Here is a 20,481-nt window from a genome sequence, read left to right as displayed (position 1 = left end):
ATGACCACCGAGATCACCGCAGCCAACGTGTACGACCTCGCCCCTGCCGACCTGGTCCAGGGCGACCGGGTCGCGGGCCGGATGTACACCGACCCCGAGATCTTCGAGCAGGAGATGACCCGGATCTTCGAGCACACCTGGATCTGGGTCGCGCACGAGAGCGAGCTGCCCAAGCCCGGCAGCTTCAAGTCGACGTACGTCGGTCGGCAGCCGGTCATCGTCTCGCGCGACCGCAAGGGCGCTGTCCACACCCTCGTCAACCGCTGCCGCCACCGTGGGGCGAGCCTGTGCGAGAAGCGGACCGGCGAGGCCAACGGCTTCACCTGTCCCTATCACGCCTGGTCCTACAGCCTCGACGGCAAGCTGCGCGGCATCCCCTACCCGGAGGGCTACGAGGGTGTCCTGGACAAGAGCGAGCTCTCGCTCAAGCGGCTGCGCACCGAGTCGTACGGCGGCATGGTCTTCGCCACCCTCGACGAGGACATCGAGCCGCTCGAGGAGTTCCTCGGCGACGTGAAGGTGTGGATCGACCGGTTCATGAAGCAGGGTGGCGGCTACCCGGTCAAGGTGCTCGGCACCCACCAGTTCACCTTCGGAGGCAACTGGAAGATCCAGCTGGAGAACACCACCGACGGCTACCACTTCCCGATCGTGCACCGCTCCTGGATGGCGTCGGTCGACGCCGAGACCGCCGACATGATGTCGTTCATGACCGACCCCGAGGCGATCACGCACGACCTCGGCAACGGTCACAGCGTCATGCAGATGGTGCCCGAGCACTCCGACCTCGACGCCGACGACGGCACCGAGAAGCTCCAGGACCGGTTCGACGGGCTGATCGCCGACCTGCGGAAGGCCGGCCTGTCCGACTCGGCGATCCGCAAGGTGGTCCTGGCCATGCACGGCACCGGGTTCAACCTCAACCTCTTCCCGAACGTCTCCATGTCCGCGGCGTTCTTCCGGGTCCTGCGGCCGATCTCCGTCGACAAGACGGTCATCGAGCACGTCGCGATCGGCCCCGACGGCCCCGACGAGGTCGTCGGCCCGGTGAACCGCGCCCGGCTGCGGGTGCACGAGCACTTCCAGGGGCCGTTCGGTTTCGGCACCCCCGACGACGCGGAGGGATGGGACCGGGTCCAGCGGGGCGCGCAGGGTGCGCCCGAGATGCCGATCCTGGTCAACCGCGGCGTGGCTCGGGAGAAGCCGAGCCCCGAGGGCTGGCCGACCTCACATGTCACCGACGAGACCGGGATGCGCGCTGCGTACGCCCAGTGGAAGCAGATGATGAGCGATGACTGAGACCCTCCCCGACACCCGCACCGACACGGCTGCCACGTCGCTGGCGGACCCGCGCGTGCTGCGCGGCATCGAGCTCGCCTGGCGAGAGGCCGACCTGCTCGACCGCAAGGAGTACGACGCGTGGAATGCGCTCTATGCCGATGACGGGCACTACGTCATCCCGATCGACCCGACCACGACGGACTTCGACAACACGTTGAACATGGTCTACGACGACGCTCGGATGCGCGCGATGCGCGTCACCCGGATGACCGAGGGGTACGCCCTTGCCGCCGTCGACTCGGCGACGACCACCCGCACCGTCTCCCGGTTCCTGCCCGTCCAGGTCTCCGACGCCGAGGTCGTGCTGCGCGCCTCCCAGGTGCTGGTCGCGTTCAAGCGTGGCCGGCATGATCTGTGGGCCGGCGACGTGGAGTACCGGATCCGGCTGGGCTCCGCCCCGGCCGAGGATCTGATCGTGCTCAAGGTCATCCGCCTGGTCGACAGCGAGGCCGCCGTCCCGGCGGCCGGGTTCCTGCTGTGACGTCGCGGTCCGAGAGCCGGCCGGTCGCTGTCGTCACCGGTGCCGGTAACGGCCTCGGGGCGGTGATCGCCGCTCACCTGCACCGCACCGGTCACCGTGTGGCCGTCGTCGACATCGACGAAGCCGCCGCGGCGACGGTGGCCGGCGACCTGGACGGCACGGGCGAGAACGCCCGTGCGTACGGTCTCGACGTCACCGACCGGGAGGCGATCGAGGGTCTGCTGACCACGCTGCTGGAGAGCTGGGGCGACGTACACGTCCTGGTGAACAACGCCGCCCGGACCCAGTCGACGCCGCTGCTGAAGATCTCGCCCGAGGAGCTCGCCTCGGTGCTGGCGGTCAACATCGGCGGCACCTTCGCCGCGTGCCAGGTCTTCGGACGGCACATGGCCGCCGCCGGCTACGGCCGGATCGTGAACCTCGGATCCCTCGCCGGCCAGAACGGCGGCACCGCCACCGGCGGTCACTACGCGTCCTCCAAGGGCGCGGTGCTGGCGGCCACGAAGGTGTTCGCCCGTGAGCTCGCGAGCTCCGGAGTGACCGTCAACGCCGTCTCGCCCGGACCGCTCGACCTCCCCGTCGTACGCCGCATCGTCGGCGAGGACAACCTCGACCGGTTCGCCGAGACCATCCCCGTGGGCAGGCTCGGCAGCCCCGAGTTCATCGCCGAGATGGTCGCGCTGCTGGCCTCGCCCGGCGCGGCCTCGGTGACCGGAGCGTGCTGGGACGCCAACGGTGGCCTCTACGTGCGCTGATCACCACCGAGAGGAGCAGATCGATGACCGACATCAAGGTGCGTGTCACTCATATCGGGGTCGAGACCCCGCACATCCGTACGCTGCGGCTCGTCCGTGAGGACGGCCGGAGATTCGAGCCGTACCGGGCCGGTGCCCACATCGACGTGGTCGGCCCGACCGGCGTGCTGCGCCAGTACTCGCTGTGCAGCCCGCCGTCCGAGAGCGATTCGCAGCTGATCGCGGTCAAGCTCGAGCCGGACTCGCGCGGCGGCAGCACGGCGTTGCATCAGGTGGGAGTCGGCGACGTCCTCGCCATCGGGGAGCCGCGCAACCTCGTCGCCGTCGTCGAGGGCGCCGACCAGCACCTGCTGGTCGCCGGAGGCGTCGGGATCACGCCGATGCTGAGCCTCGCCTACGAGCTGTACGAGCGTGGCGAGGAGTTCCGGCTGGTCTACTTCGCCCGGTCTCGTGAGCATGCCGCCTTTCTGGACCTGCTCGAGGACGCCGACTTCGCTGCTCACGTCGAGATCCACCTCGGCGTACCTCGTGGCGACCAGAGCACGGTGTTGCGCGACGCGCTCGAGACGATGACCGCGAGCAGCCACGTCTACACCTGCGGCCCGACCGGATTCATGGAGCAGGTGACCGCGGTGGCCACGCCCGTGGTGGGCGAGCGCAACGTACACGTCGAGCATTTCGAGGCTGCCGAGATCGACACCTCCGAGGACGACTCGTTCACGGTCGAGCTCGATACCGGGGAGTCCTTCGAGATCCCCGCCGACCGCTCGATCCTGTCGGTGCTGACCGACAACGGGATCGACGTGTTCAAGTCCTGCGAGGAGGGGATCTGCGGCTCGTGCGTCTCCGGCGTCCTCGACGGCGTCCCCGACCATCGGGACAACTGCCTCTCCGCGGCCGACAAGGAAGCCGGCGACCAGATGGCGCTGTGCGTCTCCCGGGCGAAGAGCTCGAAGCTCGTCATCGAGCTGTACTGACGCCATCGCCGGTAGGGGAAACCCTCAACGGGCTGCGGTCAATGCCAATGGAGCCCGGGCGCCAACGTTCCTAGCGTGGAACCACCCCCTCGCGAGGGTCGGAGCACATCCGCAGTCGCACGATGCCGTGCGGTTGGGGGATGATCTGGCCCTCGCGCCTTACCGACAGGACAGTCATGACCACGACATCCCGCGTCGACACCGACGGATCGGATCTGACCTCCACCAAGGGCGGCGTCGCCCGCCTCGCCTTCGCCAGCGGCGTCGGAACCTCTCTGGAGTTCTACGACTTCGCCATCTACGGGACGGCGACCGCACTCGTCTTCACCGACACCTTCTTCCGGACCGACAACCCTTGGTTCAGCACCTTCATGGGCCTGGCCACCTTCGCCATCGGCTTCCTGATGGCACCGGTCGGTGCGGTGCTCTTCGGCTGGGTCGGCGACCGGTACGGCCGTAAGTCCGCGCTGCTGATGACGTTCATCGGTATGGGCGTCGCCACGATGGTCATGGGCATGCTGCCCACCTACGCCCAGATCGGCGTCGCCGCGCCGATCATGCTGGTGCTGCTCCGCATGGTGCACGGCCTGTGCCGGGGCGGGGAGACCGGCGGCGCGGCGGTGCTCGCGATCGAGCACGCCCCCGACGACAAGCGGGCCAGGTACGGCGTCTTCGTGGCGCTCGGGTCGCCGATCGGGTCGATCCTGGCCAACCTCGCCTTCGCGGCGGTGCTGCTCCTCCCCGCTGCCAGCGTGGAGAGCTGGGGATGGCGGATCCCGTTCCTCATCGGTGGTGTGGTGCTGTTCCTCGGCATCTGGATCCGCCGCGGCGTCTCGGAGAGCCCGGTCTTCCAGCGAATGATGCGCGAGGAGGGCGAGACGCTGAAGAACCAGCTCCCGGTCTTGGCCGTCCTCAAGACCAACTGGCGTCGCGTCGTGCTCGCCGCCGGCGTCAACATCGGCCTGAACTCGAGCACCTTCGCTCTCGCCATCTTCATGCTCTCGTACGCCACCGCGGCCGCCCCCGAGGGCCTCGGCCTGCCGCGTCAGCCCATCGTCAACGCCAGCATCGCCGCCCTGGTGATGCACGCGGTCGCGAACGTACTCTCCGCCTGGGCTGCCGACCGGCTCGGTCGCCGGCCGGTGATGATGGTCGGTGCGGCCGGCTCGATCGCGTCGGCGCTGGTGATCTTCCACCTCGCCGAGGCGGGCAGCGTGGCCGGCGTGGCCGCCGCGATGATCATCGGGTTCACCACCACCGGGATCCTCTTCGGACCGATGTACACCTTCTTCACCGAGCTCTTCCCGCGCGACCAGCGCCAGTCGGGGATGGGCGTCTCCTTCCACGTCGGCGCGGTGCTCGGCGGCGGCATCTCGCCGCTGATCGCGAACCGGATCATGGCGGGCACCGGCGAGGCGACGTACGTCGGCTACTACCTGGCCGCCACGTGCGCACTCTCGTTGGTCTGCCTCTGCCTGCTCCCCGAGACCGCACCTCGGGCCCTGGCCCGGGCCAAGCTCCGGACCCAGTTCAGCTGAGCTGTGCCTACAGGGCGGGTTCGGTGAGCACTTCGCCCCGGACCCGCCCGTGGTCGGAGTAGTCCGGCTCGAGCTGGACGGTGCCGGAGCCGTCCAGCTCGGCCTCCCAGGTGGCGCCTAGGGTCTCGGCCTCGCCCTCCTCGCGGGCTCGCCGGTCGAAGGTGACCCGGGTGACGTACCCGTCGTCGGACCAGACCAGCACCCCGTCGACCTCGGCCTCGAAGCGGTCGCCGTCGGGCAGCACGAGGTCGATCCGGTCGCTGTCGTAGTCGCGCATCCCCGGGAACTCCTCGTTGTCCTCGGGCAGGCTGGAGAGCTGGATCGGCTCGCGCAGGTCGAGCTCGATGGTGTCGGGGTCGCGGGTGACCTGGGCCCACACGACGAGCGTGGCGATGAAGAGCACCGGCACCGCGAGCACGCCGACGCCGGACCAGGCCAGCGGCTTCGGGTTGTTGCCCGACAGCCGTACCGCCCCGGCGGCCACGAGCAGGATCACCCCGATCGCCACGATGAACAGCAGAACAGCCCCGACGACGATGATCAGAACCGCCCCACCCGCACCCATGGGATCAGTATCCCGGCCGCACGGTGCTCCGCACGCCCGAACGGCCTAGGAGACGGTCGCGACGACGCAGACGGCCAGGGTGGAGAAGTAGACGACCCCGGCGAACATCGCATGGAAGCTGACCCGGAGCGGGAGCCGGCCCTTGAACATCGAGCGGAGGGCGACCTTGTAGGCGTTGACCGTGGAGAGGTGGCTGCCGCCCATCCGCCGGGTACGCCACAGCAGCATGTTGTCGCCGAAGCCGTTGCCGATGGTGATGAGCAGGAGCGCGGCCCACGCCCAGAGGACCTGGTCGACCAGGACGTACGTCGTCCAGCAGGCGACGCCCAGGACGGAGAGCCCGACGTGGGTGAGCACCACCGGCGACCGGACGCGGCCATGCCGGAACCAGCCCGTCAGCAGCAGGACTCCGACCGCTGCCTGGACGAGCCACGCCACGAGGACGACGTACGACATGGTGCGACCGTACGGGCCCTCGTGGCGCGGTGGGCGAGTCGAGCCGGCGCTCCCCGATAGAGGGGATCTGCGCCCGGCCTCAGAACGGAGTCAGCGTCACCGTCATCTCGGAGGCGTTGTCCTCGACGTACGACGCGAAGCCGCCGACGTCGTCGAAGGCGAACCCGTAGGCCTTCCCGTCGACCGTGTTGTCGTGCATCGCCTTGCAGTACGCATGGACCGGATCGCCCTGGTAGAAGCCGCCGGGGTCGCCGGTGGGCTGGTCGGCGGAGGCGAGCAGGGTGGTCCGGTTGAAGCCCGCGCCGAGCACGGCCGCGACGGGACCGGTGATCCCGTCGTTGGGAGCGGCCAGCGCGCCGTCGCAGAAGAGCACGTCCCGGGTCGTGGGCCGGCTGAACGCCTTGACGCCGCCGTCGAAGACGAACTGGTCGCCGCTGACCCGGCCGGTGAAGGTGGTGTTGTTGGCCTTCACGACGAGCGACTCGGAGGCGTACTTCGACCAGACCTGGTCTATGTAGGAGTCGAAGAACGTCGCGGAGAACTTCCCCGCGTCCAGCCCGTGCCCCGGCGCGATGATCCGGCGGTCGTCGACGACGAGGGACGCGAAGTCGGGGGAGGCTGAGACCGCGGAGAAGATCTTCGCGCGACCGCCCTCGACGAGGGTGCCGGTGGTGGGGGACTCCTCGCCGGTCAGCGCGATCGAGAGCGGGACGCTGAACATGTCGACCATGGTCGTGTTGCAGTAGATCCGGCCGCTCTTGTACGTGAACTCGACGCAGTCGTGGAGCACGCCGTAGCTCGGGTCGGACTCGACCCACGCCGCCGGGTAGGCGAGCGCGTTGCCCTCGTTGACCTTGAACTTCAGCTTGTCGCCGAGCGAGAAGTAGATCCGTCCCGACATGTCGGCGGGGATCTGGGAGAGGGTGTCCCCGCTCCCGGAGAACGGGATCGCGTAGTCGGCGTACCCGTCGGCGCCGTTGTCGGCGAGCGAGACGGGCACGAGTGTGCCCTCCGGCGTGACCCGGGACTGCTCGCCCGTCGCCAGGTTGGTGCCGACGATGTAGAAGTGGATGGAGGCGTTGTCGTACGCGCCGGTGCGGTTGACGAAGCGGAGCTGGATCGTGGCCTGGGCTCCGATCCGTTGCGGGCGCATGGCCTGCGCGGCCTGCCAGCTCGTTCCGCCGAGAAGGGGGACGGCGAAGGCGGCAGAGGTGGCGGCGAGTACAGATCGTCTGGTCAGCATGGGACCTCCCGAGTGGGGAACTGTAGGAACCCGAATTACAGTAAGGGGCCTTTACAGTAAAAGTCCATACCCTCCTCGGCCGGCGTCGGCACGGCCTCGGTTCGATCACAAATACCGATCGGGTGACCAAAACCGCGGTCAGGGGGCAGCGGATGTTTCGTCAACGTCGCTAGCCTGAATCCTTGTGAAAGTTGTCGTGCTCACCGGAGCCGGGATCTCCGCCGAGAGCGGTCTCGCGACCTTCCGGGATGCCGATGGGCTCTGGCAGGGTCACCACGTCGACAACGTGGCGACGCCCGAGGCGTTCCATCGTGATCCCGCGACGGTCCATCGGTTCTACGACGACCGCCGCCGGGAGCTGCGTGCGGTGGTGCCCAACCCGGCCCATATCGCGCTGGCCAGGCTCGAGCAGGTCCTCGGCGACGACCTGCTGGTGGTCACCCAGAACGTCGATGACCTGCACGAACGCGCCGGCTCCCGCAGGGTGGTGCACATGCACGGCGAGCTGCTCTCGGCCCTCTGCGACTCCTGTCAGGGCCGGTTCGCCTGGGACGACGACCTCGCCGACGCCCCTGCCTGCCCGGGCTGCGGCAACGACACCCTGAGGCCCGACGTGGTGTGGTTCGGCGAGATGCCCTACGACCTCGACCTGGTCGAGCGCGCACTCGCCCAGGCCGATCTCTTCGTCGCGATCGGCACCAGCGGCGCGGTCTATCCGGCCGCCGGTTTCGTACGCATGGCGGCCCGCTCCGGGGCCAAGACCCTCGAGCTCAACCTGGACCCGTCCGAGACCTCGCACCTCTTCGACGACGCCCGTCACGGGCCCGCCGGCAAGCTGGTGCCCGAGTGGGTTGCCGACGTACAGGCCCTTGCGCGTTGACCCGTTCGTAAACTCTGTCACGATAGGCCGCGTGTTTCGCCATGCCGTGCCCACGACCGCCCTCATCGTCGCGCTGACCAGCGCTCTCGCCGGCTGTGGGGACGAGGAGGGATCGCTGTCCCAGGCGCGTGACTACGCGAAGGAGCCCGGCAACCAGATCGCCGAGGACGCCCGCACCGCGATGCACGACATCAAGACCGTGCACGTCGAGGGTGACGTCCTCGACTCGGAGGGCACCAAGATCACCGTCGACCTCGATGTCTCCGCCGACGACGCCTGCGTCGGCAAGGTCAGCATCGGCGACGGCCAGATCTCGCTGCGCTCCATCGACGGCTCGGCCTGGTACCAGGGCGACAAGGAGTTCTGGAAGGCCATCGCGCCGGCCAAGGGCGAGGGCGAGCGCATCGCCAAGCGCGTCGGAAAGAAGTGGGTCGAGCTCGAGGGCGAGCTGGCCAGCCTGCGTGCCTTCTGCAGCATCGACAGCCTCACCGCCCAGATGGTCCCGCCCGAGGCCGAGGCCCAGGCGATCGGCCCGGCGATGGCCGCCGACGGCCCCGCGGTCCGTCTCGACGTCACCCACGGCGAGACCGAGAGCCGGACGTACGTCCTGGCTTCCGAGCCCCATCGGATCGTGAAGTGGACCCAGGGCAGCTCCGGCGAGCTCATCTTCTCCGACTTCGACAAGGAGTTCCAGGTCGAGGAGCCCGCCGCCGGCGAAGTCTTCGACCTCGCCGAGCTGGAAAAGTGAGAACATCTCTGCCGTTATTCTCACTTTTCAGGGAAAAGTGAGAATAACGCGTACGCTCTTCTCATGATCGAGCGCGGCGCGACGTTGATTCCAGCGGCGGAGCGTGTCGTCATGCCGTGGCGCCAGAGCGTCAAAGGCGGCACTATCGAGGACCGTCGGCTGGCAGAGGTGACGGTCAGTATCCCCGCGCGCATCTCCGGTGTCGGCCTGAGTGTCCCGCCCGGCGTGGCTGCCGAGTGCGACGACGCAATTCGAGCGATCGCGTCGCTGGACGCCACCCATGGCCCTCAGCTTCGCCCGTTGGCGACGATGCTCCTGCGTGCCGAGTCGATCGCGTCGTCGAAGATCGAGCACGAGATCGCCTCGGTCGAGGACTATGTCCGTGCTCTGCATGGCGCGAAGTCGAACTCGTCTGCGCTCTCGATGGTCCGTGCCACCGGCGCTCTGGACCGGCTCGTCTCCGGTCCGCTCGATCTCGAGACGCTCCTGGACGCGCATCGGCGACTGATGCGTGACGACCCCATCGATGGGCCGTACGCCGGGCGCTGGCGTGACATGCAGAACTGGATCGGGGGCAGTGACCACTCGCCTCGGGGCGCGATCTACGTGCCTCCGCCACCGGACCGTGTCCCCGGCCTGATGAAGGACCTGATCGACTTCGCGACCCGCGACGACATCGCGGTGATTCCGCAGGCCGCGATCGCGCACGCGCAGTTGGAGGCCATCCATCCGTTCACCGACGGCAACGGCCGCATCGGTCGAGCGCTTGCCGCGGCAGTCGTACGTCGTCGCGGCATCGCTCGCTCCGTGACCATCCCGGTCGCCTCCGCTCTGGCAGCTCGTCGCAGTGCCTACTTCCAGGCGTTGAACGACTTCCACGCGGGCGACACCGAGCCGATCATCAGCATCATCGCGACCGCGTCGACGGTCGCCGCTGAGGAGTCGAAGGTGACGGCGTCCCGACTGGCTGAGCTGCCGAGCGACTGGCGTGAGCGGGTGAGGCCGAGCAGGGCCAGTGCGGCCGAGTCGCTGTTGGACAAGCTGGCGGAGGAGCCCGTGGTCACCACCGAGGACGTCGAGGACGATCTGGGCCTCTCCGTTGCGACCACACATCGGGTCATCGACCGCCTCCGTGGTGCAGGAATCATCCGCCCGCTCACCAACCGCACCCGCAACCAGGTGTGGGGCGCGGGCGACATCCTCGATGAGCTCGCCGACCTGGACGTACGCATCGCGGCTCGCGTTCGGGCAAAGGAATGAACGGGCGGTCGTGAGGATTGCTAAGTAATGTGCCCACCTCGACGACCAGACCAACGCGCAGCTCGGTAGGACTTCGTAGCGAGCGCGGACCGATCCTGCTCGCCGTGATGGTGTCGCTCAGCCTGGTCGCGATCGACATGACGATCCTGGCGACGGCGGTGCCGAGCGTGGTCAAGGACCTCGGCGGCTTCGAGCAGTTCCCGTGGCTCTTCTCGATCTACGTGCTGGCCACCGCGGTGACGACGCCGCTCTATGCCAAGGTCGCCGACCGGCTCGGGCGTAAGCCGGTGATGATCGCCGGGATCGTGGCCTTCCTGGTCGGGTCGCTGCTCTGCGGTCTGGCATGGTCGCTGACCGCGCTGATCGTCTTCCGGGCGATCCAGGGCATCGGTGCCGGGGCGATCCAGCCGATGGCGATGACGATCGTCTCCGACATCTACACGCTGGAGGAGCGCGCGGTCGCGACGTCGTACGTCGCCTCGGTCTGGGCCACCGCCGCCATCGTCGGGCCGACGCTCGGCGGCCTCTTCGCCGACTACCTCGACTGGCGGCTGATCTTCCTGATCAACCTGCCGGTCGGGGCGGTCGCGATGTGGCTGCTGCGGCACTTCCGCGAGGACCGTCCGGCGGCCGTCGACGGTCAGGCCATCGACTGGGCAGGCGCGGGACTGCTGACGGTCGGCGGGATCGCGCTGCTGCTCGGTCTGCTCGAGGGCGGGCACGCCTGGGCGTGGGCCTCCTGGCCGTCGTACCTGATCTTCGCGGTCGGCGCCGCGGCCCTCGTGGCCTTCGGGTTCGTCGAGCGCCGTGCCGCCGACCCGGTCCTGCCGCCGTGGGTCCTCAGCCATCGCGTCCTCGCGCCGGCCAACGCCGCCAGCCTGATCGTCGGCGTGGTGATGCTCGGGCTGACGACGTACGTCCCGCTCTATGCCCAGAGCGTGCTCGGTCACTCGGCGCTGGTGGCCGGGTTCGCGCTCGCCGGGATGAGCATCGGCTGGCCGATCGCCGCCGCCACGGCCGGCCGGATCTACCTGTCTCGGGGTTTTCGGACCGCCGTCGGGCTCGGTGCGCTGCTGGTCATCGTCGGCGGACTGGTGCTGGTCACGGTCGGCGAGAACTCGTCGATCTGGCACCTGGCGATCCCGTGCTTCGTACTCGGCCTCGGCTTCGGCTGGTCGGTCAACCCGGGCGTCGTCGCGGCCGGGTCGGCGGTCGACTGGGAGGTGCGCGGGGTGGCGACCGGGTCCAACATGTTCGCCCGCTCGGTCGGTTCGGCGCTGGGCGTCGCGCTCTTCGGGGCGGTCGCCAACGGCCTGGTCAGGCGTGAGTACGCCGGGGGAGAGGTGCCCCCGCTCGAGGCACTGCCTGCTGATGTCCTCGCGCCGGCGCTGCATGTCGTCTTCGTCGTCGGCCTGGTCGTCTCGGTTCCGCTGCTGGTGGTGGCCTGGCGTACGCCGGTCCGGATCACCAGATGAACAGTGGTTACCACCGAGTAACCACTGCGTCGTAGACTCCGACGCATGCTGAAGCGCGACCACTATGAGGAAGACCACGAGGACTTCCGAGCCTCCGTCCAGCAGTGGCTGGAGCGTTCGGTCAAGCCCCACACCGACAAGCACATCGCCGACAAGGCGCTGCCCCGCGAGTTCTGGCTGGAGGCTGGCGAGAACGGCTTCCTCGGTCTCGCGATCCCGGAGGAGTACGGCGGCGCCGGCGCCGACGACTTCCGCTTCAACGCGGTCCTCGCCGAGGAGCTCGCCAAGATCGGCGCGGCCTACCCGACCTGCGTCGGCATCCACTCCGACATCACGGCGCCCTACCTGGTCCGCCTCGGCACCGAGGAGCAGAAGCAGCGCTGGCTCCCGGGCGTGGCCTCCGGTGAGATCCTGCTCGCCATCGGCATGACCGAGCCGTCCGGCGGCTCCGACCTGGCCGCGTTGAAGACCACCGCGGTCCGCGACGGCGACGAGTGGGTCATCAACGGCTCCAAGACCTTCATCACCAACGGCTACTCCTGCGACCTGGTCATCACCGCGGTCCGCACCGACCCGGAGAAGGGCGCCAAGGGCATCACCCTCTTCGCGATCGAGGCGACCAAGGAGGGCTTCTCGCGCGGCCGCAAGCTCGACAAGGTCGGCATGGAGGAGTCCGACACCGCCGAGCTCTTCTTCGAGAACGTACGCGTCACCGACGCCGAGATCATCGGCGAGCTCAACCGCGGCTTCATCCACATGATGGAGGAGCTTCCACAGGAGCGCGTCTCGTGCGCCGTCGCCAACGTGGCGCAGGCCAAGCAGATCCTGCTCGAGACCGTGCAGTACGCCAAGGACCGCAAGGCCTTCGGCCAGTCCATCGGTGCCTTCCAGCACAACAAGTTCCTCCTCGCCGAGCTGGTCACCCAGATCGAGGTCGCCGAGGCGTACGTCGACAAGTGCGTCGCGGCGCACGCCCGCGGTGAGCTCACCCCGGTCGAGGCGTCCAAGGCCAAGTGGTGGTCCTCGCAGGCGCAGTCCGAGGTTCTCGACCACTGCGTCCAGATCCACGGCGGCTACGGCTTCATGAACGAGTACCGCGTCGCCCGCGCCTGGCGCGACGCCCGCGTCACGAAGATCTGGGCCGGTTCCAACGAGATCATGAAGGAGCTCATCGGCCGCGAGCTCGGCTTCTGAGTTCTCTCTGCTCGTACGTCGCTGACGGGCGTCCACCTTCGGGTGGGCGCCCGTCGGCGTATTTCCCGGTGTTTCGGCGACGCTACGACCGCTCGAAATCTCGGGTTGTCTATTGTCAACAATCAGCGGGCTCCGTCACGATGATCGGATGGCGGGAACGGTGTTGGTGTGGTGAGCGTCTTCGGCCCCGAGGAGTTCGCGGAGCGGCTGGGGAGGGTCCAGCAGCGGATGGCGGAGCGGGGCTGGGCGGCGCTGGTGGTCGCGGACCCGGCGAACCTCTACTACCTGACCGGCTACAACGCCTGGTCCTTCTACGTGCCGCAGTGTGCGGTGGTGCCGGCTCGTGGTGAGCCACATCTGTTCCTGCGGGCGATGGACGCGCACGGTGCCCGGCACACGGCGGTGCTGCCGGAGGAGCGGATCCACGCCTATCCGGAGGAGCTGGTCCACCGGCCCGACGTCCATCCCTACGACCACATCGCCGCGCGGGCGCGGGAGCTAAATCTATTTGTCGACAGTCCTGACACGGTCGTCGCCATGGAGCTCGACGCCCACTATCTGCCGGTACGCGGCTTCCTGGCCGTGCAGCGAGCCCTGCCGCACGCGCGGATCGTCGACAGCGAGGAGCTGGTCAACTGGGTGCGCCTGGTGAAGTCGCCGGCCGAGCAGGACGAGATGCGAGCCGCGGGCGTGGTCGCCGAGCGGGCGATGACGGCGGCCCTCGCGGGGGTGCGGTCGGGGCGGCGCGAGTGCGACGTCGTGGCCGACATCCAGTCGGCGCAGACGGTCAGCGTCGGCGGGGTCGGTGGTGACTACCCGGCGCTGGTGCCGCTGCTGCCGACCGGCGTCAGCGCCGACACGCCCCATCTGACCTGGACCGACAGGGTCCTGCGGCGAGGTGAGGCGACCACGATCGAGCTCGCCGGCGTACGCAACCGCTACCACGCCCCGCTCGCCCGGACCGTCTGCCTCGGGCCACCGTCGGCCAAGCTCCTCGACTGCGCCACCGCGACGGCCGAGGGCATGGAGGCCGCGCTCGGCTCGATGAAACCGGGGGCGGCCGGTGCCGACGTACATGCCGCCTTCATCCGGGTGATCGCCGCCCACGGGCTCAGCAAGGATTCCCGGATCGGGTACTCGATCGGCATCGGCTTCCCGCCCGACTGGGGCGAGCGGACGGTCAGCCTCCGGGCCGGCGAGGAGACGGTTCTCGAGCCCGGGATGGCCTTCCATGTGATCCTCGGGATGTGGATGGATGGCTGGGCCTATGAGCTCTCCGAGTCGGTCCTGGTCACCGAGCACCTGCCCGAGCCGCTGACCTCGATGCCGCGTCAGCTGATCGTCAACGAGTAGTCCACCTAGGAGGGAATGTCGAATGTCGACAATCCGCACGGACATCCGGCTGCCTCTGGCAGCGCGCAGCGAGCACCTCGTGGGCTCGGTGATCGACTCCAGCACGTCGCTGCTGGCCGAGCAGACCCATGACATCGTCCGCCTCGCCATGGGCAGCCCGGCCCAGGACGCCATCCCGGCCGCCGCGCTGGCCGCGGTGCCGCTGGAGTCGCACGCCTTCGACTACGCCGCCACCGAGGGGGATCCGGCGCTGCGTGAGGCGCTGCTTGCCCAGCTGGCCGGCACCAGCGACGAGACCACCTGCGCCCGGCTCACCATCACCTCCGGCGGGATGCAGGGTCTCGATCTCGTCCACAAGCTCTTCACCGACCCCGGCGACCTGGTCGTCGTCGAGGCACCGACCTACACCAACGGCAGCGCGACCGCGCTCTCGTACTCGGCCGACCTCCTCGAGATCCCGGTCGACGAGGAGGGCCTCGACGTCGAGCGGCTGGAGGCAGAGGTACGCCGCACCGGCCGCCGCCCGAAGTCGATCTACGCCATCCCGACCTTCCAGAACCCGTCGGGGGCGACCCTGTCGCTGGAGCGCCGGATCCGGCTCATCGAGCTCGCCCGCGCGTGGGGCTCGATGCTCATCGACGACGACCCCTACGGGCTGCTGCGGTTCGCCGGTGACCCGCTGCCGACGCTGCACGAGCTGGCCGAGGGTGACCCGCTGGTCTTCTCGGTGCGCACCTTCTCCAAGACCGTCGCGCCGGGGCTGCGGGTGGGCTGGGTCGACGCCGACCCGTCGCTGGGGCAGCTGCTGATCAACGCCAAGCAGGCGATGGACACGTGCACCAACCTGCCGGCGCAGCGTCAGCTCGCCTGGTTCCTCGACTCCGGCGGGTTCGACGCCCATGTGGCCGATCAGCGGATTGTCTACAAGGAGCGGAAGGAGGCGATGCGCGCAGCGTTGACCGAACACTTCGACGGCCAGGCGACGTGGACCGACCCCGACGGTGGCTTCTTCCTCTGGGTCGCCTTCGACCCGCCGGTCGACACCACCGCACTGTTCGAGGTCGCCCTCGCCGAGGGCGTCGCGCTGATCCCGGGCAACGCGTTCTCGCCAGGCGGGCTCTTCCCGCACGCGATGCGCCTCTGCTTCGCCTCCACCCCACCCGAGCGCATCGCCGAGGGCATCGCCCGGCTCCGGCGAGCGGTCGATCGTCTCGGCCGGGAGGGCCGGTGACCTCGGTCGATGCCGACGAGGTCGTCGCGCTCGCCCAGCGGCTGGTGCGCGCCCGCGGTCAGAACCCGCCGGGGGAGGAGGCCGCGACGGTCGCGGTGCACGCCGAGGAGTGCCGTCGGCGCGGCTTCGAGGTGACCCTCGAGGAGGTCGCGCCCGGGCGCGCGAACCTGATCGCGCGGGTCGGCAGCGGTCCCGGGCCGGGGCTGCTGATCGTGAGCCACTCCGACGTGGTGCCGCCGGGCGACGGCTGGAGCGGCGACCCGTTCTCCGGTGACGTACGCGACGGGCGGCTGCACGGGCGAGGCAGCGCGGACACCAAGGGCGGCCTGGCAGCGGCGATCGTCGCATTGTCCACAGTCGACAACACCGCCGACCGGCCACCGATCACCCTCGCCGTGCTCGTCGACGAGGAAGAGCTCGGCCTCGGCATCCGCCACTTCGTCCGCGGATTGTCGACAAATCATCACATCGCCTGCCTGGTCGTCGAGCCGACCAGCCTGCAGCCGGTGATCGCGGCCCGCGGCGACGCCTACCTCGAGATCGACCTCACCGGCAGAGCCGCCCACTCCGGCAACCCGTCCGACGGTCGCAACGCGATCCACGGCATGGCCCAGGTGATCGCCGAGATCGAGCGCTGGCACGACGAGCTGGCTGCGAGCCCACACCCGCTGTGCGGCCCGGCGACCTGGAGCGTCGGCACCATCGAGGGCGGCCAGGCGACCTCGACCGTCGCCGCGCACTGCCGGATCACCGCGGACCGCCGCCTGCTCCCGGGCGAGTCCGCGAGCGACGTACGGAACGACGTCGAGAGCCGCCTGGCCGCGCTCGACCTCGCCGGACGCGGCCTCGCCGTCGACGTCCGGATGACCATGGACATGCCCGGTTTCGAGACCCCGGTCGACGATCCGATTGTCGACGACGTCGCCGCCGCACTGGCCGCAGCCGGAGCACCCGCAGCTGCCCCGACCGGCTGGACCGCCGCCTGCGACGGCGGCTTCGTCGCGAGCGCGGGCATCCCGGTCGTCGTGCTCGGCCCCGGCTCCGTCGCCGAGCAGGCCCACCGACCCGACGAGAGCGTCGCGGTCACCGAGCTGGTGACCGCCGCGAAGGCCTATGCCTCCCTCTTCCAGCCCGTCGCCCGTCCGAGCCGGGCATGATGACGGCCATGACTCAGCGTTCCTCTGTCGCCATCACCCATGCGTACGTGGTCCCGGTCTCGGCGGAGCCGATCGAGAACGGCACCGTCGTGATCGAGGACGGCGTGGTCACCGCCGTCGGCGCGGACGTCGCCATCCCCGAGGGCATCGAGATCATCGACGCGGAAGGGAAGTGGCTGCTCCCGGGGTTCGTCGAGGGCCACGGCCACATCGGCACCCATGAGCAGGGCGAGGGCTGGGCCGGGGACGACACCAACGAGATGACCGACCCCGACGGCGCGGGCCTGCGGGCGATCGACGCCATCAACATCGAGGACGAGGGCTTCCGCGACGCCCTCGCCGGCGGGGTGACCACGGCGGTGATCAAGCCCGGGTCCGGCAACCCGATCGGCGGCCAGACCGTCGCGATCAAGACCTGGGGCGGGCGGACCATCGACGAGCAGGTGGTCTCCGACTCGGTCTCGGTCAAGAGCGCCCTCGGCGAGAACCCGAAGCGCGTCTACGGCGATCAGAACAAGACTCCCTCGACCCGCCTCGGTGTCGCCAACATCATCCGGAAGGCCTTCGTCGAGGCCCAGAACTACGCCGCCAAGAGGGCAGCCGCCGAGGAGAAGGGTGAGCCCTTCGATCGCGACCTCGGCAAGGAGACCCTCGCCCGCGTCCTCGCCGGCGAGCTCGCCTGGGACCAGCACACCCACCGCGCCGACGACATCGCCACCGCGATCAGGCTCAGCGAGGAGTTCGGTTACCGCCTCGTCGTCAACCACGGCACCGAGGGCCACCTGCTCGCCGACGTGCTCGCCGAGAAGGACATCCCGGTCATCTACGGCCCGATGTTCGTGAGCCGCTCGAAGGTGGAGGTACGCAACCGGGCCAACCGCAACATCGCCGCGATGGCCGCCGCGGGCGTGCGGGTCGCGATCACCACGGACCACCCGGTGATCCCGATCAACTTCCTGGTCCACCAGGCCTCCTTCGCCGTACGTGACGGCCTGCCGCGCGACACGGCCCTGGCCGCGATCACCACGAACCCGGCGAGCTTCCTCGGTCTCGACGACCGCGTCGGCGCGATCGCCCCCGGCCTCGACGGCGACGTGGTCATCTGGTCCGGAGACCCCCTCGACACCGACCACCGCGCCGAGCGCGTCTTCATCACCGGGACCGAGGTCTACACCTGGGACGGCGAGGCCGACGCGGGGCGCGGAGCCGGGCGTACGCGAGAGCGCGTGACGCGGTTCGGGGTCTGATCGTGCGCAACGAACCTCGAACCGCTGACGTACCCATGGGTATGACCCCCACCGAGACCAGCACCGACAAGAGCAAGCGCAAGATCCGCCCCGCGGCGTACCTGCTGCCCGTTCTGGCGCTGACGCTGGCGCCGGCGATGGCCGGATGTGGCTCCGAGGCGACCGACCCAGGCGCTAACGTGTCTGACGTGCCCACATCGTCCAGCCCGACGCCCGCCGAGGACCCGAAGGTCGCAGCCGCGATCGCCGACCTGGCCAAGCGTCAGGGGGTGAAGAGCGAGGAGATCACCGTCGTCTCCCACGACAAGGTGACCTGGCGCGACGGCAGCCTCGGCTGCCCCGAGCCCGGGAAGATGTACACGATGGTGCTGACCGACGGCGTACGCGTGGTGCTCGAGGCCGCAGGCAAGACCTACGAGTACCACGGCGGCGAGAGCGGCCCGGTCCGTTTCTGCGAGAACCCACAGGAGCCCGTCCCCGGCGGCGAGCAGTGACGCTCCCCAGTGAGGGTGCCCACGCGGGCCACGGGGACGCCGAGGAGCGGGCCGAGGGCCTGAAGAATCGTCTCAACTGGCTGCGCGCGGGCGTCCTCGGCGCCAATGACGGCATCGTCTCCACCGCCGGTGTCGTGATGGGTGTCGCCGGGGCGACCACCGACGACGCCTCGATCCTCATCGCCGGTGTGGCCGCTCTGGTGGCAGGCGCGATCAGCATGGCGGCGGGGGAGTACGTCTCCGTCTCGACCCAGCGCGACACCGAGAAGTCGCTGATCGCCAAGGAGCGTCGCGAGCTGCGGGACATGCCCGAGGAGGAGCTGCGCGAGCTGGAGGGGTTCCTGCGCGAGCGGGGGCTGGAGCCCGAGACCGCGGCCGAGGTCGCCGAGCAGCTCACGGATCGCGACGCATTGCGCGCCCACGCCGTCCTCGAGCTCGGTATCGACGTGGACGACCTCACCTCGCCGTGGTCCGCAGCCTGGGCGTCGATGCTGTCGTTCACCCTCGGCGCGTTGCTGCCTCTGCTGTCGATCATGCTCCTCCCGGACAGCGCCCGCATCTGGGGCACCGTCCTCACGGTCACCGGCGCGCTAGCCGTCACCGGCTGGACCAGCGCGCGCCTCGGCTACGCGCCACCTTTCCGGGCAGCCCTGCGCAACGTCGCCGGCGGCCTGCTCGCGATGCTGGTCACCTATCTCGTCGGTGATCTCCTCGGCACACAACTCAGGTGACCCGGCCCCTGCAGCCGGGCACAATGGACATCGATGAATCGAATGTTCGTGGCGGTGATCCCGCCGGAGTCGGTGATCGAGGATCTCGACGAGTTCTTGTCCGTACGCCGCGACGCGGCCGCCTTCCGCTGGTCGGCGCCCGACCAGCTCCATCTGACGCTCGCCTTCGCCGAGCACGTCCCCGACAGGTCCCTCGATGACGCGATCGAGCGGCTGGAGACGGCCGCGGGGCGGCGTACGCCCTTCGAGCTGACCGTCACCGGAGGCGGCGCCTTCCCCAACGTGGCCGAGGGCAAGGTCCTCTACGCGGGCGTCGAGACCGATGCCGCCGAGGAGCTCGACCGGACCGCGGCAGGCGCGAAGAACGCCCTGGTCAAGGCCGGGGTCGAGGTCGACGGCGGCCGCTTCCGACCCCATCTGACGGTCGCTCGGACCGGGACGCCGATGGAGCTCAGCAACTGGGTGCGGCTGCTCGATGCGTACCGTGGCCCGACCTGGACCGTCTCGTCGTTCGCGCTGGTGCACTCACGACTCGGCGAGGGGCCGAGGAAGCGTCCGGTCTACGAGGTCGTAGCAGCCTTTCCGTTTGGGTAGAGCCCCTTCGGCTGAGAGGAAGCCCCGGGCGGTACCGGTCCGGGCCCCACATCGCTACCGTGTGCGGCCTGTTTCTGACCTGACCCAGAGGAGAACCGGACATGAGTCGTCGAGTGGGGCGCAACGCCTACACCGGACTTTTCAACGACGTCGTGCTGCTTGCCGCCCGTGTGGTGGTCGGTGGGATCTTCGTCGCGCACGGCTGGCAGAAGTACGACCAGGGCTTCGCCGGCACCGAGCAGTTCCTGGGCGGCCTGGGGGTCCCGGAGCCCGCGATCGCCGCTCAGGTGGCGACCTACGTCGAGCTCGTCGGCGGCGCCCTGCTCGCGGTCGGCCTGTTCGCCCCGATCGCGGGCGTGCTGCTGGCGGGTCAGATGGCCGGAGCGATCTGGTACGCCCACCGCACCACCGAGGTCTTCGTCGACCAGGGCGGCTGGGAGCTCCCCGCCGCGCTCGGTGCCGCCGCCCTCGTGCTCGGCCTCGTCGCCCCCGGCCGGATCACCCTCGACCAGCTCCTCACCTGGCCCTTCAAGGCCGTCGCCGCCAAGCGCAGGGCCCGTGCCGCCGAGGCGGCCGAAGCCGAGGCCGCCGAGGCACCGCCGTACGTCGAGGAGAAGGTGACCATCAAGGCCTGACCCCCGTCGGTCGAGCCGCCGGAGCCGCTAGGCGGAGGCGTGTCGAGACCAACACGGTCCGATCGAGCGCAGAGGGGACCGTGTTGGTCTCGACACGCTCGGCCGCAGGCGGCCTCGCGGCTCGAC

Annotated in this window: 21 protein-coding genes; 18 read left to right on the top strand and 3 right to left on the bottom strand. The window is 69.5% G+C overall.

The window, feature by feature from the left end; genetic code table 11:
- From ABTX24_RS07945 to ABTX24_RS07925, 5 genes are all read left to right on the top strand, one after another.
- Complete coding sequence (locus tag ABTX24_RS07945) at positions 1–1,299, top strand: aromatic ring-hydroxylating oxygenase subunit alpha (RefSeq protein ID WP_160026496.1); 1,299 nt, start codon at positions 1–3, stop codon at positions 1,297–1,299.
- Positions 1,292–1,822, top strand: coding sequence for an aromatic-ring-hydroxylating dioxygenase subunit beta (locus ABTX24_RS07940; protein WP_350838663.1), 531 nt, complete (start codon positions 1,292–1,294; stop codon positions 1,820–1,822). The genes ABTX24_RS07945 and ABTX24_RS07940 overlap by 8 nt, the downstream gene beginning before the upstream one ends.
- The gene (locus ABTX24_RS07935; RefSeq protein ID WP_350838662.1) at positions 1,819–2,577 is read left to right on the top strand and encodes an SDR family NAD(P)-dependent oxidoreductase; all 759 of its coding nucleotides are present in this window, start codon (positions 1,819–1,821) and stop codon (positions 2,575–2,577) included. The genes ABTX24_RS07940 and ABTX24_RS07935 overlap by 4 nt, the downstream gene beginning before the upstream one ends.
- Before the next feature lie 23 nt (positions 2,578–2,600).
- Positions 2,601–3,554 (top strand): PDR/VanB family oxidoreductase, encoded by a 954-nt coding sequence (locus ABTX24_RS07930; RefSeq protein WP_350838660.1) that lies wholly within the window; start codon positions 2,601–2,603, stop codon positions 3,552–3,554.
- Between the two features lie 176 nt (positions 3,555–3,730).
- Positions 3,731–5,092: an MFS transporter gene (locus ABTX24_RS07925; protein ID WP_350838658.1), complete on the top strand. Its 1,362-nt coding sequence runs from the start codon at positions 3,731–3,733 to the stop codon at positions 5,090–5,092.
- Positions 5,093–5,099: 7 nt separating this feature from the next.
- Here ABTX24_RS07925 and ABTX24_RS07920 read toward each other — a convergent pair whose 3' ends face one another.
- From ABTX24_RS07920 to ABTX24_RS07910, 3 genes are all read right to left on the bottom strand, one after another.
- A complete protein-coding gene (locus tag ABTX24_RS07920; protein WP_350838656.1) occupies positions 5,100–5,657 on the bottom strand; it encodes a cytochrome c oxidase subunit II in 558 nt (185 codons plus the stop codon).
- Positions 5,658–5,702: 45 nt separating this feature from the next.
- Positions 5,703–6,113, bottom strand: coding sequence for a hypothetical protein (locus ABTX24_RS07915; RefSeq protein WP_350838654.1), 411 nt, complete (start codon positions 6,111–6,113; stop codon positions 5,703–5,705).
- Positions 6,114–6,192: 79 nt separating this feature from the next.
- On the bottom strand, positions 6,193–7,356 hold the full coding sequence (locus tag ABTX24_RS07910; RefSeq protein ID WP_350838652.1) for a beta-1,3-glucanase family protein: 1,164 nt from the start codon (positions 7,354–7,356) through the stop codon (positions 6,193–6,195).
- Between the two features lie 184 nt (positions 7,357–7,540).
- On the opposite strand from ABTX24_RS07910, the gene ABTX24_RS07905 reads away from it, so the two are divergent.
- The 13 genes from ABTX24_RS07905 (at position 7,541) to ABTX24_RS07845 (ending at position 20,355) form a co-directional block, all read left to right on the top strand.
- On the top strand, positions 7,541–8,236 hold the full coding sequence (locus ABTX24_RS07905; protein ID WP_350838651.1) for an NAD-dependent deacylase: 696 nt from the start codon (positions 7,541–7,543) through the stop codon (positions 8,234–8,236).
- Positions 8,237–8,267: 31 nt separating this feature from the next.
- Positions 8,268–8,984, top strand: a complete 717-nt coding sequence (locus tag ABTX24_RS07900; protein ID WP_350838650.1) for a hypothetical protein — start codon at positions 8,268–8,270, stop codon at positions 8,982–8,984.
- 63 nt (positions 8,985–9,047) lie between these two features.
- Complete coding sequence (locus tag ABTX24_RS07895) at positions 9,048–10,244, top strand: Fic family protein (protein ID WP_350838648.1); 1,197 nt, start codon at positions 9,048–9,050, stop codon at positions 10,242–10,244.
- 107 nt (positions 10,245–10,351) lie between these two features.
- Positions 10,352–11,719, top strand: a complete 1,368-nt coding sequence (locus ABTX24_RS07890; RefSeq protein WP_350838879.1) for an MDR family MFS transporter — start codon at positions 10,352–10,354, stop codon at positions 11,717–11,719.
- A 45-nt stretch (positions 11,720–11,764) separates the two neighbouring features.
- On the top strand, positions 11,765–12,913 hold the full coding sequence (locus ABTX24_RS07885) for an acyl-CoA dehydrogenase family protein (RefSeq protein ID WP_502890797.1): 1,149 nt from the start codon (positions 11,765–11,767) through the stop codon (positions 12,911–12,913).
- 171 nt (positions 12,914–13,084) lie between these two features.
- Complete coding sequence (locus ABTX24_RS07880; protein WP_350838646.1) at positions 13,085–14,266, top strand: M24 family metallopeptidase; 1,182 nt, start codon at positions 13,085–13,087, stop codon at positions 14,264–14,266.
- Between the two features lie 22 nt (positions 14,267–14,288).
- Positions 14,289–15,497, top strand: coding sequence for an aminotransferase-like domain-containing protein (locus ABTX24_RS07875; RefSeq protein ID WP_350838644.1), 1,209 nt, complete (start codon positions 14,289–14,291; stop codon positions 15,495–15,497).
- A complete protein-coding gene (locus tag ABTX24_RS07870; RefSeq protein ID WP_350838642.1) occupies positions 15,494–16,654 on the top strand; it encodes a M20 family metallopeptidase in 1,161 nt (386 codons plus the stop codon). Before ABTX24_RS07875 ends, ABTX24_RS07870 begins: the two co-directional genes overlap by 4 nt.
- Before the next feature lie 8 nt (positions 16,655–16,662).
- Positions 16,663–17,901 carry an amidohydrolase gene (locus ABTX24_RS07865; protein ID WP_350838640.1) on the top strand — a complete coding sequence of 413 codons (1,239 nt, stop codon included), beginning with the start codon at positions 16,663–16,665 and terminating at the stop codon, positions 17,899–17,901.
- A 41-nt stretch (positions 17,902–17,942) separates the two neighbouring features.
- On the top strand, positions 17,943–18,395 hold the full coding sequence (locus tag ABTX24_RS07860) for a DUF8738 domain-containing protein (RefSeq protein ID WP_350838638.1): 453 nt from the start codon (positions 17,943–17,945) through the stop codon (positions 18,393–18,395).
- Entirely contained in the window at positions 18,392–19,126 is a 735-nt protein-coding gene (locus tag ABTX24_RS07855) for a VIT1/CCC1 transporter family protein (RefSeq protein ID WP_201451195.1), read from the top strand. Before ABTX24_RS07860 ends, ABTX24_RS07855 begins: the two co-directional genes overlap by 4 nt.
- Before the next feature lie 33 nt (positions 19,127–19,159).
- Complete coding sequence (thpR, locus tag ABTX24_RS07850; RefSeq protein WP_350838636.1) at positions 19,160–19,720, top strand: RNA 2',3'-cyclic phosphodiesterase; 561 nt, start codon at positions 19,160–19,162, stop codon at positions 19,718–19,720.
- 101 nt (positions 19,721–19,821) lie between these two features.
- On the top strand, positions 19,822–20,355 hold the full coding sequence (locus ABTX24_RS07845; RefSeq protein ID WP_350838634.1) for a DoxX family protein: 534 nt from the start codon (positions 19,822–19,824) through the stop codon (positions 20,353–20,355).
- The last annotated feature ends 126 nt before the right edge of the window (positions 20,356–20,481 follow it).

It is taken from the genome of Nocardioides sp. NPDC127514, from assembly GCF_040302125.1.
In the GTDB taxonomy this organism is placed as follows: Bacteria; Actinomycetota; Actinomycetes; order Propionibacteriales; family Nocardioidaceae; genus Nocardioides.
This window is presented reverse-complemented; position numbering and strand designations above follow the sequence as displayed.

Bases quoted from the DNA above. Each gene is read 5' to 3' on its own strand.
- ABTX24_RS07945 (WP_160026496.1), top strand. From the start codon at position 1: ATGACCACCGAGATCACCGCAGCCAACGTGTACGACCTCGCCCCTGCC.
- ABTX24_RS07940 (WP_350838663.1), top strand. From the start codon at position 1,292: ATGACTGAGACCCTCCCCGACACCCGCACCGACACGGCTGCCACGTCG.
- ABTX24_RS07930 (WP_350838660.1), top strand. From the start codon at position 2,601: ATGACCGACATCAAGGTGCGTGTCACTCATATCGGGGTCGAGACCCCG.
- ABTX24_RS07925 (WP_350838658.1), top strand. From the start codon at position 3,731: ATGACCACGACATCCCGCGTCGACACCGACGGATCGGATCTGACCTCC.
- ABTX24_RS07920 (WP_350838656.1), bottom strand. From the start codon at position 5,657: ATGGGTGCGGGTGGGGCGGTTCTGATCATCGTCGTCGGGGCTGTTCTG.
- ABTX24_RS07915 (WP_350838654.1), bottom strand. From the start codon at position 6,113: ATGTCGTACGTCGTCCTCGTGGCGTGGCTCGTCCAGGCAGCGGTCGGA.
- ABTX24_RS07910 (WP_350838652.1), bottom strand. From the start codon at position 7,356: ATGCTGACCAGACGATCTGTACTCGCCGCCACCTCTGCCGCCTTCGCC.
- ABTX24_RS07895 (WP_350838648.1), top strand. From the start codon at position 9,048: ATGATCGAGCGCGGCGCGACGTTGATTCCAGCGGCGGAGCGTGTCGTC.
- ABTX24_RS07890 (WP_350838879.1), top strand. From the start codon at position 10,352: ATGGTGTCGCTCAGCCTGGTCGCGATCGACATGACGATCCTGGCGACG.
- ABTX24_RS07885 (WP_502890797.1), top strand. From the start codon at position 11,765: ATGCTGAAGCGCGACCACTATGAGGAAGACCACGAGGACTTCCGAGCC.
- ABTX24_RS07875 (WP_350838644.1), top strand. From the start codon at position 14,289: ATGTCGACAATCCGCACGGACATCCGGCTGCCTCTGGCAGCGCGCAGC.
- ABTX24_RS07865 (WP_350838640.1), top strand. From the start codon at position 16,663: ATGACTCAGCGTTCCTCTGTCGCCATCACCCATGCGTACGTGGTCCCG.
- ABTX24_RS07860 (WP_350838638.1), top strand. From the start codon at position 17,943: ATGACCCCCACCGAGACCAGCACCGACAAGAGCAAGCGCAAGATCCGC.
- thpR (WP_350838636.1), top strand. From the start codon at position 19,160: ATGAATCGAATGTTCGTGGCGGTGATCCCGCCGGAGTCGGTGATCGAG.
- ABTX24_RS07845 (WP_350838634.1), top strand. From the start codon at position 19,822: ATGAGTCGTCGAGTGGGGCGCAACGCCTACACCGGACTTTTCAACGAC.